Here is a 14706-nt window from a genome sequence, read left to right as displayed (position 1 = left end):
GTTTTTCGCGAGACCATTCGAAAGCAAATCGCAAGAGCGTGCTTCACGGCAATGTGACGATCCGCTACCACAGTCACGAGGACACGGCGGTCCCTCGCAACGAGGATCGCGAGACATTGCGGGGAGGGATGATGGCCGGGGAAACGGATCTTGCGAAGCTGCTGGCGACGATGGCGCCGGTTTTGTTTCCGCAGACTTACGTCTATTGCACCGTGCCCCATGACGAGGCGCAGCGTTACATGACACTTGAGCCGCTTGCGACCTATCGCGAGGACGAAGGGGTTACGCTGATCCTGGAGCAACCGGCCGCCGATGCCGCCGGCCTTTCCTATGGGCCGCTTCTTCGGCGCATCACGCTCAACGTGCATTCGGCGCTTGAAGCCGTCGGGCTGACGGCGGCGGTGGCGACGGCGCTGACGCGGGAGGGCATCAGCGCCAATGTTGTCGCTGCCTATTATCACGACCACATCTTCGTGCCGGAGGCGGACGCCGAGCGTGCGCTTGAGGCACTGCGGGCACTGAGCCCCGCCTGAGCTGTTTGCGCCGTTCCCGACGGAGATCCGCGTTCCGGCTTTTCTGGCGGCGGCGATCACATGAAGCGGATGTCTGACGGCGGATTTTCGTAGTCGTCGTGACGGCCGTTCTCGTAGATGATGGGGGCCGTGCCCAGTTCTTCGTCGCCGACGCCATCGAGGGAGGCGACGTTGACGGCATAGAAATGGCCGAGGAAATCCTCGAGATAGCCGCGCGAAAACGGCCGGACGCCGCAGCGGCTGCAGAAGTAGTGATCGACGTCGCCCTCCCGCCAGTTCGAAGGCACCGCTCGATAACTCGTCAATGCCTCCTTGCCACTGATGATGGTGAACTCGTCGCGCAGCGCGAAGGATTTCTGCATGCGCGTCTTGGCGCAGAAGCTGCAATTGCAGCGGCGGATGCCCTCGGCAAAGTCGAGCTGGCATTCGAACTTGACGGCGCCGCAGTGGCAACTGCCGCGATAGAGCTTTTTCATCGGATGGGCTCCTGTCGTTGGGCAGACGTTGCCTGTCCCCGGTCTCTTGACCGGGGGGAACACGCTGCCGGGTGGACGAAAATGCGATTGATGTGATGGCGCCCGCGACGCGGGCGCTGCTCGTTATCCTGCCTTGGCGGAAGCTTCCGCCTCGTCTGCGATGACTGGATCGTTGTCGGCGCCGTCGCCGGTCGCCTTGCGCAGAAGCAGGAAGGCGAGCAGTGCCGTCAACAGCGACAGGGCGACGCAGATCGATGCGGTGAAGGCGAAGGAGTTCGTGAAGACGTCGCGGGCGGCAGAGAGCAGCCGTTCGGACTGCTCACCCGGAAGCTCTTCGGCGATAGCGACGGCACCGCCCAGCGTCTGGCGTGCGGCCGCGACGGTCTCTTCGGGAAGGCCGGTGACCACCACCGCGTCCATGCGGCTGCGATAGGCTGCCGTTAGCATGCTGCCAAGCACGGCGATGCCAAGCGCTCCGCCGAATTCGAAGCTGGTCTCCGAGATCGCCGAAGCGGCGCCGGCGCGTTCCGGCGGGGCGGAACCGACGATCAGGTCCGTCGTCAGCGTACCGACCGGGGCAAAGCCGAGGCAGAGCACCACGAGGCCTGTCGTGACAAGCAGCGGGCTGCTGGTCGTTTCGACCTGGGTACAGATGGCAAAGCCGATGGCAGTCAGGACGAAGCCGGCCGCAATCAGGTTGGAGGCGGCATAGCGGGCGGCAAGCGAGGGAACAAGGATCGAGCCGAGCACCATGGCAACCCCTGTCGGCACCGACCAGAGGCCGGCGACGAACGGCGACAGGCCAAGCACGAGCTGCAGATACTGTGCCACGAACAGGAAGGCGCCGAAGCCGACGAAAAGCCCGAGGATGTTGACGCCGAGTGCCGCGCTGAAGGTGGGGGTCCTGAACAGGGCAAGATCAATCAGCGGGTCGGCAAGCCGGCTCTGGCGCCTTGCAAAGAGGAGGGCAACAGTCAGCCCGAGCAGGATGAAGAACACGGCGTTGACGTCGAGCCCGTCCTCGGCGATGCGCTTCATGCCATAGATTACCGAGAGCACGGCGATGAGCGACTGGCCGGCGCTGACGAAATCGAGCCGGCCGGCATCGGGGTCGCGGAATTCCGGCAGCAGCATGGGGCCGAGGATCAGAAGCAGGATCATCACGGGCACGGCCAGCAGGAATACCGAGCCCCACCAGAACTGCGACAGCATCAGCCCGCCGACGACGGGGCCGATGGCGCCGCCGGCGGAGAAGCTGGCGATCCAGATGCCGATGGCGAGCGTGCGCTGCTTGTCGTCGAGAAACATGTTGCGGATCAGCGACAGCGTCGAGGGGGCGAGCGTGGCGGCGGCGACGCCGAGAATGGCGCGCGCCAGGATCAGCGTTTCTGCGCTCCAGGCGAAGGCGGCGAGCACCGAGGCGATGCCGAAGGCGATCGACCCGATCATCAGCAACCGGCGCCGGCCGATGCGGTCGCCGAGTGTGCCCATGGTAATCAGCGAGCCCGCCACCATGAAGCCGTAGATATCGACGATCCACAAAAGCTGGGAGGCTGTGGGTTTCAGCTGTTCTGTCAGCTGGGGGACCGCGAGGTTCAGGACCGTCAGGTCCATCGAATAGAGCATGCAGGGCAGGGCGAGGACGGCAAGGCCGATCCATTCCCGCCGGGTGGCCTTCGGGCCTGGTGCCGTGTGTATGGTGTCGGGTGTCTCAGACATCGGGAAGATACTCCTGCAGCCTTTCGAGGCACTCGCCCCACCCTTCCTGGTGCGAGTCGCGCTCGTCGACGCTGTCGAACGGGGTCTGGTGGAAGGTCAGGCGGGTCTTGCCGCCGACATCGACGAAGGACACGGTGATCAGCGTATCGGCTCCCGGCTTTCCTTCCTCGTCCCAGGCGAAGGTGAAGATGAGCTTTTCCGGCTCGATCACTTCGCGATAGACGCCGCCCATCCAGTAATCGCGCCCTTCAGGCGAGCGGATGCAGGCGCGCCAGGCGCCGCCGGGCCGGAAATCCATCTTTATGGAATGCGGGCTGAAATCCCGTGGCCCCCACCAGCGCAACGCATGTTCCGGGGTCGACCAGACCTTGAACACCAGGCTGCGCGGCGCGTCGAAGATCCTGGTGATTTCGAGGCTCAGTCTGTGTTCGCGCGATGCGTTTTCACTGGTCATTGCCATGAGGTTTCCTCCCGCAGCCCGCGCTGTCGCAAGGCGCGGCCGTTCTTTAACCCGAAAGTTATTTAACTTAACGGTTAATAACTGGGTGCGCAGGGAATTGTCAAGGCGGCAGCGGATTGCGATCTGATTTTTGTCAGGTTTGCGACGAGTGGCAGCGCGCCTTGAGGCGGGTAAGCACGCGACCGAACGCTTCGGCCTCACCGAGGCTGCGGGCGAGAATGAGCGCGCCCTGGATGCCGCCGATCACCTCTTCCGCCAGCGCCTGTCGCTCGCTCTCCGGGATACCCCTGCGGCCGAGCGCCTCGGCAAGAGCCGTCCGCCAATCGGCGAAATAGCGGTTGAGGTCGACCGAGAAACGATCATGGGCGCCGCTGGCGGCGATGACGCCCATCAGGCAGAGGCGGCGTCCCTGGCGAAAGTAGCTGTCGACAGCGGCAAACATGTCGTCGATTGCGGTTGCCGGTGTTTCGCCGTTGCGCAGGGGCTCGAAGATATTGGTCTGGAACCATGAGGCGATGTCGCCCAGCACCGCCTCGGCCATCTCTTCCTTCCCGCCGGGAAAGAAGTGATAGAGGCTGCCCTTGCCGAGCCCGGTCTTCTCGGTGATCAGGCTGAGGCTCGCGCCGTCATAGCCATGCTCGCGAAAGACCTCGGCAAGCGTGGCGATGACGTCCGGGCGCTCGGCGACGACGCGGCTCATGCGGGCTTCCTTTGAAGCGGATATTCGACCTTGCCGAAACGATGAAACAGCGTACCGACGGCGACCAATATCAGCGAACCGGTCAATACCGGGAAGAGCAGGAAGTCGAAGCCTGGATCGCCGGCGAAGACCACCAGCGGATTGGCGCCGGCCGGCGGATGGGTGATGCGCAGCGCTGCCATCAGCGCGATCGCAGCGCCGACGGCGATGCCGACCGCCCACCACTCATTGGGGAAAACCGCGCGCATGATCAGGCCGACCAGCGTCGCGACGAAATGCCCGCCGACGACATTGGCGGGCTGGGAGAGCGGACTGCCGGCGACCGAGAAGATCAGCACGCAGCTGGCCCCGAACGGCGCCATCAGCAGGGGTTCGCCGACGATGTTGGTGAGCGCGCCGACGGCGGCAATGGCGACAAGACCGCCGATGCCGGCGATCAGGCCACGGCCGATATGGATGGGAGGTTGGTGACGACTGAAAAAATGGCGCATGACTGTACCTATCAGTAAAATGTTTACCGATTGGTACAATCATGTCCGCGCTAAGTCAAGATGCGCTTACATCAGGTCGCGTGCGACCCGCTTGGCAAAGGTCTTTTCGAAGATCGGAGCGTCGTTCTCATAGGCGACAATCTTGGCTTCGGTGATCCAGTCGTTGGCGTCGCAGGTGAGCACCGAGGTTGAGACGGTGCGCACAGACCAGCCGTCGCGCCTGGCGATGCAGGTCCATGTGGAGGTCCCGACCATCGAATGCGGATCGTCGCGGGCGATCGACCAGGTCTCGTCGCGGATGTCCTGCGTCGAAAGACCGGTATCGGGGTGCTCGCTCAGGCCGCCATCCTCGTAGATCAGGTAGCGCGTGACGCCGTTGGTCATGTCGCGCTCGACGGTGCGGCTGGTGCTGCCGGCCGTATGCTCGATGTATTTCGGCAGCGGATCGGGGTTTTCCGGCTCCGGCACCACGACCTCGTTGTGCTGGCCGAGCAGCGGGAGAGACAACGCCAGGGTGGACGTGTCGATGGTGAGGCCGGGATCGCTCGGGGGCGGCAGGATCATCGGCCAATATGAGGTCGACAGCGACAGCCGGATGCGGTGACCGGCACGCACGCGGTAGCCGCAGGCGTCGAGCACCAGGGTGATCCGGGTCCGCCGACCTTTTTCCATCGCTCGCGGTTCGGCATTGCCGTCGCGGTGCGCCAGGTTGAGCACGCCGAAGGCAATGCGGGTGGACGTGCCATCCGGGTGCACGTCGACGATGCGGGCGACGAGGTTGGCGGTGTCTGCGGCGCAGGTGACGTCGACCGAGAGGCTTGCCTGGCCGAGATAGTCTTCCGCTTCCAGCAGCGGCCGGGTCTCGAAGGTCAGCGCGCCGGCATCGTCGATGCGCTGGTCGCCGGCCATTTCGGCATCGGGTTTCAGGGTGAAGTATTCGCCGGATGCCGTACCGGTATCGAGCGGCGATTTCAGGAAGACCTCGCCGATGCCCTTGTCCTTGGTGTCGGCGGCGAGCCTGCCGTCGAGCGTGACGCCGAGAACCTGCATCTCCGGTTTCTGCCAGACATCCTTGGCGACCCAGCGGCCGGGGTCGCTGTCGCGCCGGAGGGCCGGGCGCGGACCGTCGAGGATATAGGCCCGTACCTGCGGCCCGCCCTCGGCGCCGTTGTTCTCGTCGCGCAGAAAGCGGTTCCACCAGCGGATCGCCTCGCCGTGGAAATCGGCGCGTGGCTTCGGCCAGGCGAAATGCGGATATTTGTGCACCCAGGGGCCGATCATCGCCTTGGCCTTCGTGCCGAGGCCCTCGACGGCTTTGAGCGGCGTGTTGCGATAACCGTCGGCCCAGCCGGCGATGACGAGCGCCGGCGTCTCGAAGCTGTCGAAATCGTCTGAGATCGAGCCGTGCTGCCAGAAGGCGTCGCGGCGCTGGTGCTCCAGCCACTCCTCCATGAAATAGGGCTCGTTTTTCAGGCGCTCCAGCCACATCTCCTTCCAGCGGTCACCGACGATGGCCGGATCTGGCGAACGCGACTGGTAGGCGAGCATCGTCGCTGCCCAGGAGAGTTGCGCCGAGAGATGGCAGCCGTTCTTGTAGTGGATGTCGTCGTTGTAGCGGTCGACGGTGGAGGCGATGGAGATCACGGCTTTGAGCGCCGGCGGCTTGAGGGCTGCGACCTGCAGGCAGTTGAAGCCGCCCCAGGAGATGCCCATCATGCCGACCTTGCCGTTCGACCAGGGCTGGGCGGCGATCCATTCGATGATCTCGCAGCCGTCGGCAAGTTCGCGCGGCGTGTATTCGCCATCGATGACGCCGTCGCTTTCGCCCGAGCCTCTGATGTCGACGCGCACGCCGGCAATGCCGGCGGCGGCAAAGACCGGATAGGTCGATTCATCGCGTAGACTGGTGCCGCCGCGCTTGCGATAGGGCAGGTATTCGAGCACGGCCGGAACCGGGTCGGCCTCCGTGCCGGCGGGCATCCAGATCCGGGCGGCAAGGCGGGTGCCGTCCTTCAATCGGATCCATTCGTTCTCGATCAGGGTGAAGTCACGGTCTGACATATCGCTTGTTCCGCTCACTCTCTTTGTCTCGACGCATTTCCAGCAAAACCGCTTCAGGCGTTTGCTGGAAATGCTCGCTCTACATTCTTGCCGGCAGTGCTCTTAGCTATCGAGCCAAACGCGGCTGGCGACATAGCCGTTCGAAAGGTCGTTGCCGATGTCGTGCACAAAACCCTTCAGCGATGCCGAGGCGGCGTTCACGTAGTCGTTGAAAACGGGCAGGATCAGCCCGCCTTCGTCGCGCACCGTCATCGCCATCGTCTTGTACATCTCCTTGCGCTTGGCATCGTCGAGTTCCGAGCGGGCTTGGAGCAGGAGCTTGTCGAAGTCTTCGCGCTTGAAGCGGGTGTCGTTCCACTCGGCGCTCGAGAGGTAGGATGTGGAGTAGCGCGAATCCTGCGTTGGGCGGCCGCCCCAGTAGGAGGCGCAGAAGGGCTGGACGTTCCAGACATTGGTCCAGTAGCCGTCCTCCGGCTCGCGGCGAACCTCGAGCTCGATGCCGGCCTTCTTGGCGCTTTCCTGGAACAGGACCGCGGCATCGATGGCGCCGGGGAAGGCGGCATCCGAGGTGCGCAAGAGGATCGGCCGGTCATGGCCCGACTTCTTGAAGTGGAAGGCGGCCTTGTCGGGGTCGTAGGCGCGCTGCTCGATGCCTTCGGGCGCCAGCGCATAGTTCTCGTTGACGGGGTAGTCGTTGCCGAGCGTGCCGAAGCCGCCGACGACCCGGTCGAGGATCGCCTGACGGTCGATCGCATACTTCAGCGCAAGCCGGAGGTTGTTGTTGTCGAAGGGGGCGGTGTCGCAGTGCATCAGGAAGCTGTAGAAGCCCTTGCCGGCGGTGCGCAGGATTTCGACGTGCGGCGCGCGCTTCAAGAGCGGCACCGTCTTCGGATCGATATTATTGATGAAGTGCACCTGGCCGGAGGAGAGCGCCGCAATGCGGGCGGTCGTGTCGTTCATCACGATGATTTCGACGCTGTCGACGAAGCCACGATCCTGGCGCCAGTCATTGGCGTTCTTCTCGAAGGTCGAGCGCAGGCCGGCTTCATAGCTTGCAAGCTTGTAGGGACCGGTGCCGATGGGCGAGGCGGGGTTGTCGACGCCACCGCGCGGCTGGATGATGAGGTGATAATCGGTCAAGAGGAGCGGCAGGTCGGCATTGCCTTCGGTCAGCGTCAGCACCAGCGCGCCGGCCTTTTCCTCGATCGTCTTGATCGAGCGCATCAAGCCGAGCGCGCCCGACTTCGAGCCTTCGTCCGAGTGCCGCTTCAGCGTGGCGATGACATCGGCGATGGTCATCTTGCTGCCGTCGTGGAAGCTGACGTCGCTGCGGATCTTGAAGGTCCATTGCGACGCGTCCGCCGAGGGCTCCCAGGATTCGGCGAGTGCCGGCATTGGGGCGCCGGTCTTCGGATCGGATTCGACCAGCGTGTCGCCCCAGAGATGGCCGATGACGAAGGAGACCGAACCGCTATAGCCGGCGGGATCGAGCGTGTCGGTGGTGGCGCCGCCCTTGAGGCCGAGCTTCAGGTGGCCGCCGCGCTTGGGTTCCTCGGCGCGCGCGTCGCCAGCCAGCATCGTACCGGCAAAGCCTGCCGCCAAACCGAGGGCTGCCGTTCCCGCCAGAAAGCCACGGCGGTTGATGCCGGCCGGTACGAGAAGGCCGTCGGGGCGCTTGGTGAAATCGCTCATATGCAGGTTCCCTCTTCTGTGTTGTTTCAAGGGAAAACCTAACGGCTGCAGCAGGTCGCACAATTTCGCGACTTGACGCTGGTTTATGCGACTTTACGCTACCTGCTCCGGATCACTGGGAGCCGCTTGTGCACGACGCCGACCTGTTCGCCGCCAATCTTCGTTTTGCCTGCGCGACGCGGCGATCGATCTCGCAGATCTGCCGCGAAATCGGCATCAATCGCCAGCAGTTCAACCGCTACATCAGCGGCGAGGCGCGGCCTTCAGCGCACAATGTCGCCCGCATCGCCGGCTTTTTCGGGCTGCAGGCGCAGGATTTCTCGCTGTCGCCGAAACTGTTCGAAGCCCGCATGGTCAGGCCCGACCGCGACCGCTCTGAAGCAGGGCTGCTGCTTGAGGGCTTTCCCGGCGATCTCGCCGGGCTTCGTCGTCATATCGGCTACTATCAGACCTATCATCTGTCGCCGTCCTGGCCGGGCCGTGTCGTCTGCTCCTGCGCGCGTATTCATGAAGAGAGCGGCTCGATCCGGGTGAAATCGATCGAGCGCATTCGCGATGCCGCCAACGAAATCCAGCAGTTCTCCAAATATGTCGGCCTCGTCACCTTCTGGCGCAACCGCATCTTCATCGCCGAGCGCAGCGTCGGGCGCCAGCCGATGCTGTCGCAGACGATCCTGATGCCGTTCGAGGTGCACCAGCGCGTCTATCTGCGCGGCACCACCATGGGCGTTTCCTGGCGCAAGGAGAACCTGCCCTATGCCTCGCGCATGATCTGGCGCACGCTCGGCCAGGAGCCGGATCTGCGGCAGATGCTGTCGCGCTGCGGGGTTGTGGCCGCCGGGTCGCGGCAGTTGCCGGCGACGGTGCGAAGTTTTCTCGAAACGCCCGATGCCGACGTGCTGACGGTGCCGACCGACTATTGAGGTGGCGGCTTTCGCGTTGCCGCTCTAGATTGCGCCTTATGCACGTGGCCGCATCGTTGAAGGGGAAGCCGATGAAATCTGCTGTTGTCGCCATGACGGGACTTCTGTTCCCGTTATCGGCCCTGCCGTCTGCGGCCGACGATGCGCGTCCGCCGATCCCGGCTTGCGCGCTTTCTGGCTCCACCAGCGTCATGATCGGCGGCCAGCCGGCGCTCCGGCTGTCTGACGTCGTCAACTGCCCGCCGGAGCTTTACGAGGTGGTGCCGAGCATCACGATCGAGGGACAGCCGGTGGTGCATTTTCGTTCCGGCAGTGGTGCTACTGGAGACTGCATAGCCAAGGCGGAATCGTCGGTGACCTTCGAAGGAAAGGCCGCGCAGCGGCTCGGCGATGTCGAGTGCAAGGTGAAGTGACTGCCAGCTCCTGTTGACCAGTCGCCCCTCACCCTAGCCCTCTCCCCGCAGGCGGGGAGAGGGGTCTCTGTTGTCGCTGACCGTCAATTGCCCGCGCTTTCCATCCGCCGCGTCTTCAACACCCGCTCTAGCCAGCCGATTTCCATCTCAGGGACGGATTTCAGCAAGAGGTCGGTATAGTCGTCGAAGGGTGGCGACAGTACCTTGGACTTTGGCCCGAACCGCACGAGCTTGCCGCGGTGCATGACGGCGACGCTGTCGGCGATGGCCCGGACGATGGCGATGTCGTGGGTGATAAAGACATAGGAAACAGCGGTTTCCTCCTGCAGCTTCAGAAGCAGATTCAGGATGCCTTCGGCCACCAGCGGGTCGAGCGCCGAGGTCGGTTCGTCGCAAAGGATCAGCTCCGGTTCTGCGGCAAGCGCGCGCGCAATGGCGACCCGCTGCTTCTGGCCACCGGAAAGTTCGGCGGGATAGCGATCGAGGAACTTCGTTCCCATCTCGATCTGGTCGAGCAGTTCCTTGACCCGCGCCGTCTTCTTGGCGCCGTGCATGCCGAAGTAGAAGGACAGCGGTCGGCCGACGATGTCGCGCACCGTCTGGCGCGGGTTCATCGCGGTATCGGCCATCTGGTAGATCATCTGGATCCGGCGCAGCTCGTCATTGCTGCGGCCCTTCAAGGCGCGCGGCAGTTCCTTGCTTTCGAAGGTGATACGCCCCTCTGTCGGCGGTAGCAGGCCGGTGATGACACGCGCCAGCGTCGACTTGCCCGACCCGCTTTCGCCGACGATCGCCAGCGTCTGGCCCTTTGGCAGGTGCATCGACACATCGTGCAGAACCTTGAAGCCATTGGCGTAACCGGCACTGACATGCTCGATCTTTAGCTGCGTGCCGGTCTGATCCGGCGCCTCGTCGCGCTTGGTCTGGCGCACACTGACAAGGGCGCGGGTGTAATCTTCCCTTGGTGCCTCGATGATCTGCTGGGTCGTGCCGTACTCCACCGTCTTGCCGTGGCGCAGCACCATGATGTCGTCGGAGATCTGCGCGACCACCGCGAGATCGTGGGTGATGTAGAGCGCCGCGGTGTGCGTTTCCTCGATCGCGTGCTTGATGGCGGCAAGCACGTCGATCTGTGTCGTCACGTCGAGCGCCGTCGTCGGTTCGTCGAAGACGATCAGTTCCGGGTTGGGGCAGAGCGCCATGGCGGTCATCGCCCTCTGCAGCTGGCCGCCCGAGACCTGGTGAGGATAACGCTCGCCGAAGGTTTCCGGGTTCGGCAGGCCGAGCACGCGGAAGAGGTAGAGTGCGCGTTTCTTCGCCTCATCGCGGCTCATGATGCCGTGGCGCAGCGACGCCTCGATCACCTGATCGCCGAGCCTATGGGCCGGATTGAAGGCGGCGGCGGCCGATTGCGCGACGTAGCAGACGCGGGCACCGCGGATCGAGCGGATGCCGGTCTTGTCGAGCGTCAGGATATCCTTGCCATCGAGCAGGACCTCGCCGCCGGTGATGCGCACGCCGCCACGCCCGTAAGCCAGGGCCGACAGACCAATCGTCGACTTGCCGGCGCCGGATTCGCCGATAAGGCCCAGCACCTTGCCCTTCTGCACGGTGAAGGAGACGCCTTCGACCAGCGTCACGGTCTTCGGCGGTTCGCCCGGAGGGTAGCTGGTCGCTTCGATCTTCAGGTTCTTGACGGAAAGCATCTCAGGCATCGCCGCGTCCTCCCTTGAGGCTGGAGGTTCTCTTCATCAGCCAGTCGACCACGAGATTGACGCAGATCGCCAGCGTCGCGATCGCCGCACCCGGGATGAGGGCGGCCGAGATGCCGAAGATGATGCCGTCCTTGTTGTCCTTGACCATGCCGCCCCAGTCGGCGGCCGGCGGCTGGATGCCGAGGCCGAGGAAGGAGAGGGTGGAGAGAAACAGGATGGAAAAGGCAAAGCGCAGGCCGAACTCGGCCAAGAGCGGCGACAGCGTGTTGGGCAGGATCTCGCGGAAGATGATCCATGTGCTCCCTTCGCCGCGTAGCCGTGCCGCCTCGACGAACTCCATGACCGCGACGTCGAGCGCCACGGCACGGCCGATGCGGAAGACGCGGGTACTGTCAAGCACGGCCATGACCAGGATCAGGATCCACAGATGCTGCGGCAACACCGCCAGCACGACGAGGGCGAAGATCAAGGTCGGGATCGCCATCATCAGATCGTTGAAACGAGAGAAGAACTGGTCGACGAAGCCGCCCATGACGGCTGCGGCGAATGACAGGATCATGCCCAGCGAGAACGAGAGCACGGTTGCCGCCAGCGCCACGAAGATGGTGGTGCGGGCGCCATAGATCAGGCGCGACAGCAGGTCGCGACCGAGATTGTCGGTGCCGAGCAGGAAGTCGCCACCGGCGGGAAGCCAGACGTCGCCGACGACGTCACGTTCGCCGAAGGGGGCGATAACCGGCGCAAACAGCGCACAGAAGATCGCGATCGTTATGCCGGCAATGCCGATCCAGGCGCTCAAGGGGATGGATCTCAGGTTCATCGCGGATGCCTCAGTCTCGGGTTGGCGAGAATGGCGATGATGTCGGCCGCCATGTTGAGGAAGATGTAGAAGGCGGCAAAGATCAGGCCGCAGGCCTGAACCACCGGCATGTCGCGCACGGTCACCGCATCCACCATGTATTGCCCCATGCCGGGATAAACGAACACCACCTCGACCACGACGACGCCGACGACGAGATAGGCAAGGTTGAGGGCGATGACGTTGATGACCGGCGCCACGGCATTGGGCGCAGCGTGGCGGGCGATGATGCGGAACATGCCGAGACCCTTGAGTTCGGCCGTCTCGACATAGGCCGACGACATGACGTTGAGGATCGCAGCTCTCGTCATGCGCATCATGTGCGCGAGAACGACGAGCACGAGGGTTGCGACGGGGAGGGCGATCGCCGAGAGACGCTCCGTCAAGCTCATGCTGTCATAGACCGTCGCCGGGAAGGTGGCGACGCCGAATTTGACGGCGAAGAACATGATCAGGAGGTAACCGACGAAGAACTCGGGCAGCGAGATGGCCGCAAGCGAGACGACGTTGATGATCTTGTCGGGCAGGCGGTTGCGAAACTGCACGGCGAGCATGCCCAAGCCGACCGCAAGCGGCACGGAAACGATCGCGGCGAAGAAGGCGAGAAACAGCGAATTGCCGAGACGCTTGCCGATCTGTTCGCCGACAGAATTCTTGCTGGCCCAGGAGGTGCCGAAATCACCTTGCACGGCGCCACCGAGCCAGGAGAGATACCGCTCGCTCCAGGGCTTGTCGAGGCCGAGGTCCTTGCGGATGTTTTCGACCGCTTGCGGCGTTGCCGACTGACCGAGATAGGTGGTGGCGAAGTCGCCGGGCAGCGCCTCGATGCCGCCTGATATCATCAGCGACACGGCGAAAAGCAGGCCGACGCTCAAGCCGAGGCGCTGAAGGATCAGCGCCGCGAGCGGACGGCGAAACGTGAAGCGCCGCCAGAAGGTACCATCGATTTCGCCCTTGGCTTCGGCGGGGTTGGGTTTTGCTGGTACACCGGAAAGATCGGCAGACCGCGGATGTGCTCCATCCGCGGTCCCATCCGTCGGAACCGGACCAGTCATCGGTCCGCTTTCCATCATCAGGCGTCGAGCCAGACGCGGGTGGCGACGTAGCCGTTCGACATGTCGTTGCCGATATCGTGGACGAAGCCCTTCACCTGCTTGGTGGAGGCGTTCACGAAGTCGTTGAACATCGGCAGGATCAGGCCGCCTTCGTCACGGACCATCGTGGCCATGGTGCGGTACATGTCCTTACGCTTGGCCTCGTCCAGCTCGGCGCGTGCCTCGAGCAGGATCTTGTCGAAGTCGGGCCTGAGGAAGCGGGTGTCGTTCCAGTCGGCGGTCGACAGATAAGCCGTCGAATACATCTGGTCCTGGGTCGGACGACCGCCCCAGTAGGAGGTGGAGAAGGGCTGGACGTTCCAGACGTTGGTCCAGTAGCCGTCGCCCGGTTCGCGCTTGACCTCGATCTCGATGCCGGCCTTCTTGGCGCTCTCCTGGTAGAGAACGGCCGCGTCGACCGCACCCGGGAAGGCGACGTCGGAGGTGCGCAACAGCACCGGGCCGCTGTGGCCGGACTTCTTGTAGTGGAAGGCGGCCTTGTCGGGGTCGTAGGCGCGCTGCTCGATGCCTTCGGGGAAGAGGGCGTAGGTATCGTTGATCGGGAAGTCGTTGCCGACCTTGCCGTAGCCGCCAAGGATGCGCTCAACCATGGTTTCGCGGTCCATCGAGTACTTCAGCGCCATGCGCAGGTCGTTGTTGTCGAACGGCGCGGTGTTGCAATGCATGATGAAGACGTAGTGGCCGCGGCCTGACGTGTTCAGGATCTCGACGGTGGGCGCCTTCTTCAGGAGGTTGACGGTTTTCGGGTCGACGCGGTTGATGAAGTGGACCTGACCGGAGGACAGGGCCGCGATGCGGGCCGTGGCGTCGTTCATGGCGATCAGTTCGACCGAATCGACGAAGCCGCGATCGGTGCGCCAGTCGTCGGCGTTGCGCTCGAAAGTGGCGCGCACGCCGGGCTCAAAACTCGCGACCTTGTAGGGGCCGGTGCCGATCATGGCGTCTGGGGCGTCGAGACCGCCGTTCGGCTGGATGATCAGGTGGTAGTCGGTCAGGAGCAGCGGCAGGTCGGCATTGCCTTCCGTCAGGGTCAAGACCAGCTTGTCGCCGTCCGCCTTGATTTCCTTGATCGACTTCATCACGCCGAGCGCGCCGGACTCCGATTTTTCGTCGGTGTGTCGCTGCAGCGTCTTGATAACGTCGTCGATCGTCAGTTCCTTGCCGTCGTGGAACTTCACGCCCTTGCGGATCGCGAAGGTCCAGGTCGAGGCGTCTGCCGATGGTTCCCAGGATTCGGCGAGGGCTGGCACCGGCGCGCCTGATGTCGGATGGCTTTCGACCAGCATGTCGCCCCAGTTGCGGCCGACGACGAACATGAATTGCGAGAGTGCCTTGGCCGGGTCCTTGCTGTCCGTTGCGGCAGCGCCTTCGAGGCCAAGCTTCAGATGGCCGCCGCGCTTGGGCTCCTGGGCCTCTGCGCTCGTGGCAAACAGCGTGCCGGCGGTCGATGCGAGGATGCCGGCTGCAGCCGCGCGTCCGAGAAATTCACGCCGGTTCATCTTGCCGAGCATGACCTGTCGTGTGAGGTAATCCTTGTAATCGCTCATTC

14 protein-coding genes are annotated in these 14706 nt (G+C 63.9%); 3 read left to right on the top strand and 11 right to left on the bottom strand.

Going from position 1 to position 14706, the window contains the following annotated elements; genetic code table 11:
• The first annotated feature begins 131 nt into the window (after positions 1 to 131).
• The gene (locus HT585_RS10700) at positions 132 to 533 is read left to right on the top strand and encodes an ACT domain-containing protein (RefSeq protein WP_176352876.1); all 402 of its coding nucleotides are present in this window, start codon (positions 132 to 134) and stop codon (positions 531 to 533) included.
• Between the two features lie 56 nt (positions 534 to 589).
• Here the strand turns inward: HT585_RS10700 and HT585_RS10695 are convergent, their stop codons facing one another.
• The 7 genes from HT585_RS10695 to HT585_RS10665 all read right to left on the bottom strand — a co-directional run bounded on the left by HT585_RS10695 (position 590) and on the right by HT585_RS10665 (position 8132).
• Positions 590 to 1009 (bottom strand): GFA family protein, encoded by a 420-nt coding sequence (locus HT585_RS10695; protein WP_176352875.1) that lies wholly within the window; start codon positions 1007 to 1009, stop codon positions 590 to 592.
• A gap of 123 nt (positions 1010 to 1132) precedes the next feature.
• Positions 1133 to 2728: an MFS transporter gene (locus tag HT585_RS10690; protein ID WP_176352874.1), complete on the bottom strand. Its 1596-nt coding sequence runs from the start codon at positions 2726 to 2728 to the stop codon at positions 1133 to 1135.
• On the bottom strand, positions 2721 to 3188 hold the full coding sequence (locus HT585_RS10685) for an SRPBCC domain-containing protein (protein ID WP_425513731.1): 468 nt from the start codon (positions 3186 to 3188) through the stop codon (positions 2721 to 2723). Before HT585_RS10685 ends, HT585_RS10690 begins: the two co-directional genes overlap by 8 nt.
• 133 nt (positions 3189 to 3321) lie before the next feature.
• Positions 3322 to 3888 (bottom strand): TetR/AcrR family transcriptional regulator, encoded by a 567-nt coding sequence (locus tag HT585_RS10680; protein ID WP_176352873.1) that lies wholly within the window; start codon positions 3886 to 3888, stop codon positions 3322 to 3324.
• Positions 3885 to 4379, bottom strand: a complete 495-nt coding sequence (locus HT585_RS10675; RefSeq protein WP_176352872.1) for an HPP family protein — start codon at positions 4377 to 4379, stop codon at positions 3885 to 3887. The genes HT585_RS10680 and HT585_RS10675 overlap by 4 nt, the downstream gene beginning before the upstream one ends.
• Positions 4380 to 4445: 66 nt before the next feature.
• On the bottom strand, positions 4446 to 6440 hold the full coding sequence (locus tag HT585_RS10670) for a CocE/NonD family hydrolase (protein ID WP_176352871.1): 1995 nt from the start codon (positions 6438 to 6440) through the stop codon (positions 4446 to 4448).
• A gap of 102 nt (positions 6441 to 6542) precedes the next feature.
• On the bottom strand, positions 6543 to 8132 hold the full coding sequence (locus HT585_RS10665) for an ABC transporter substrate-binding protein (protein WP_176352870.1): 1590 nt from the start codon (positions 8130 to 8132) through the stop codon (positions 6543 to 6545).
• A 128-nt stretch (positions 8133 to 8260) separates the two neighbouring features.
• Between HT585_RS10665 and HT585_RS10660 the strand changes: the two genes are divergently transcribed.
• The gene (locus HT585_RS10660) at positions 8261 to 9055 is read left to right on the top strand and encodes a helix-turn-helix domain-containing protein (RefSeq protein ID WP_176352869.1); all 795 of its coding nucleotides are present in this window, start codon (positions 8261 to 8263) and stop codon (positions 9053 to 9055) included.
• Positions 9056 to 9126: 71 nt separating this feature from the next.
• Positions 9127 to 9468, top strand: coding sequence for a PAAR domain-containing protein (locus tag HT585_RS10655; protein WP_176352868.1), 342 nt, complete (start codon positions 9127 to 9129; stop codon positions 9466 to 9468).
• 83 nt (positions 9469 to 9551) lie between these two features.
• Here the strand turns inward: HT585_RS10655 and HT585_RS10650 are convergent, their stop codons facing one another.
• From HT585_RS10650 to HT585_RS10635, 4 genes are read right to left on the bottom strand one after another with little or no spacing between them, the layout of a single operon-like run.
• A complete protein-coding gene (locus HT585_RS10650) occupies positions 9552 to 11183 on the bottom strand; it encodes an ABC transporter ATP-binding protein (protein ID WP_176352867.1) in 1632 nt (543 codons plus the stop codon).
• Positions 11176 to 12003: an ABC transporter permease gene (locus HT585_RS10645; protein WP_176352866.1), complete on the bottom strand. Its 828-nt coding sequence runs from the start codon at positions 12001 to 12003 to the stop codon at positions 11176 to 11178. Before HT585_RS10645 ends, HT585_RS10650 begins: the two co-directional genes overlap by 8 nt.
• Complete coding sequence (locus tag HT585_RS10640) at positions 12000 to 13115, bottom strand: ABC transporter permease (RefSeq protein WP_176352865.1); 1116 nt, start codon at positions 13113 to 13115, stop codon at positions 12000 to 12002. Before HT585_RS10640 ends, HT585_RS10645 begins: the two co-directional genes overlap by 4 nt.
• On the bottom strand, positions 13115 to 14704 hold the full coding sequence (locus HT585_RS10635) for an ABC transporter substrate-binding protein (protein ID WP_176352864.1): 1590 nt from the start codon (positions 14702 to 14704) through the stop codon (positions 13115 to 13117). Before HT585_RS10635 ends, HT585_RS10640 begins: the two co-directional genes overlap by 1 nt.
• Positions 14705 to 14706: the final 2 nt, after the last annotated feature.

This window comes from Ensifer oleiphilus, assembly GCF_013371465.1.
Classification (GTDB): domain Bacteria; phylum Pseudomonadota; class Alphaproteobacteria; order Rhizobiales; family Rhizobiaceae; genus Ensifer; species Ensifer oleiphilus.
The sequence above is the reverse complement of the archived record's forward strand: the minus strand, read 5'-3'. Positions and strand labels throughout refer to the sequence as shown.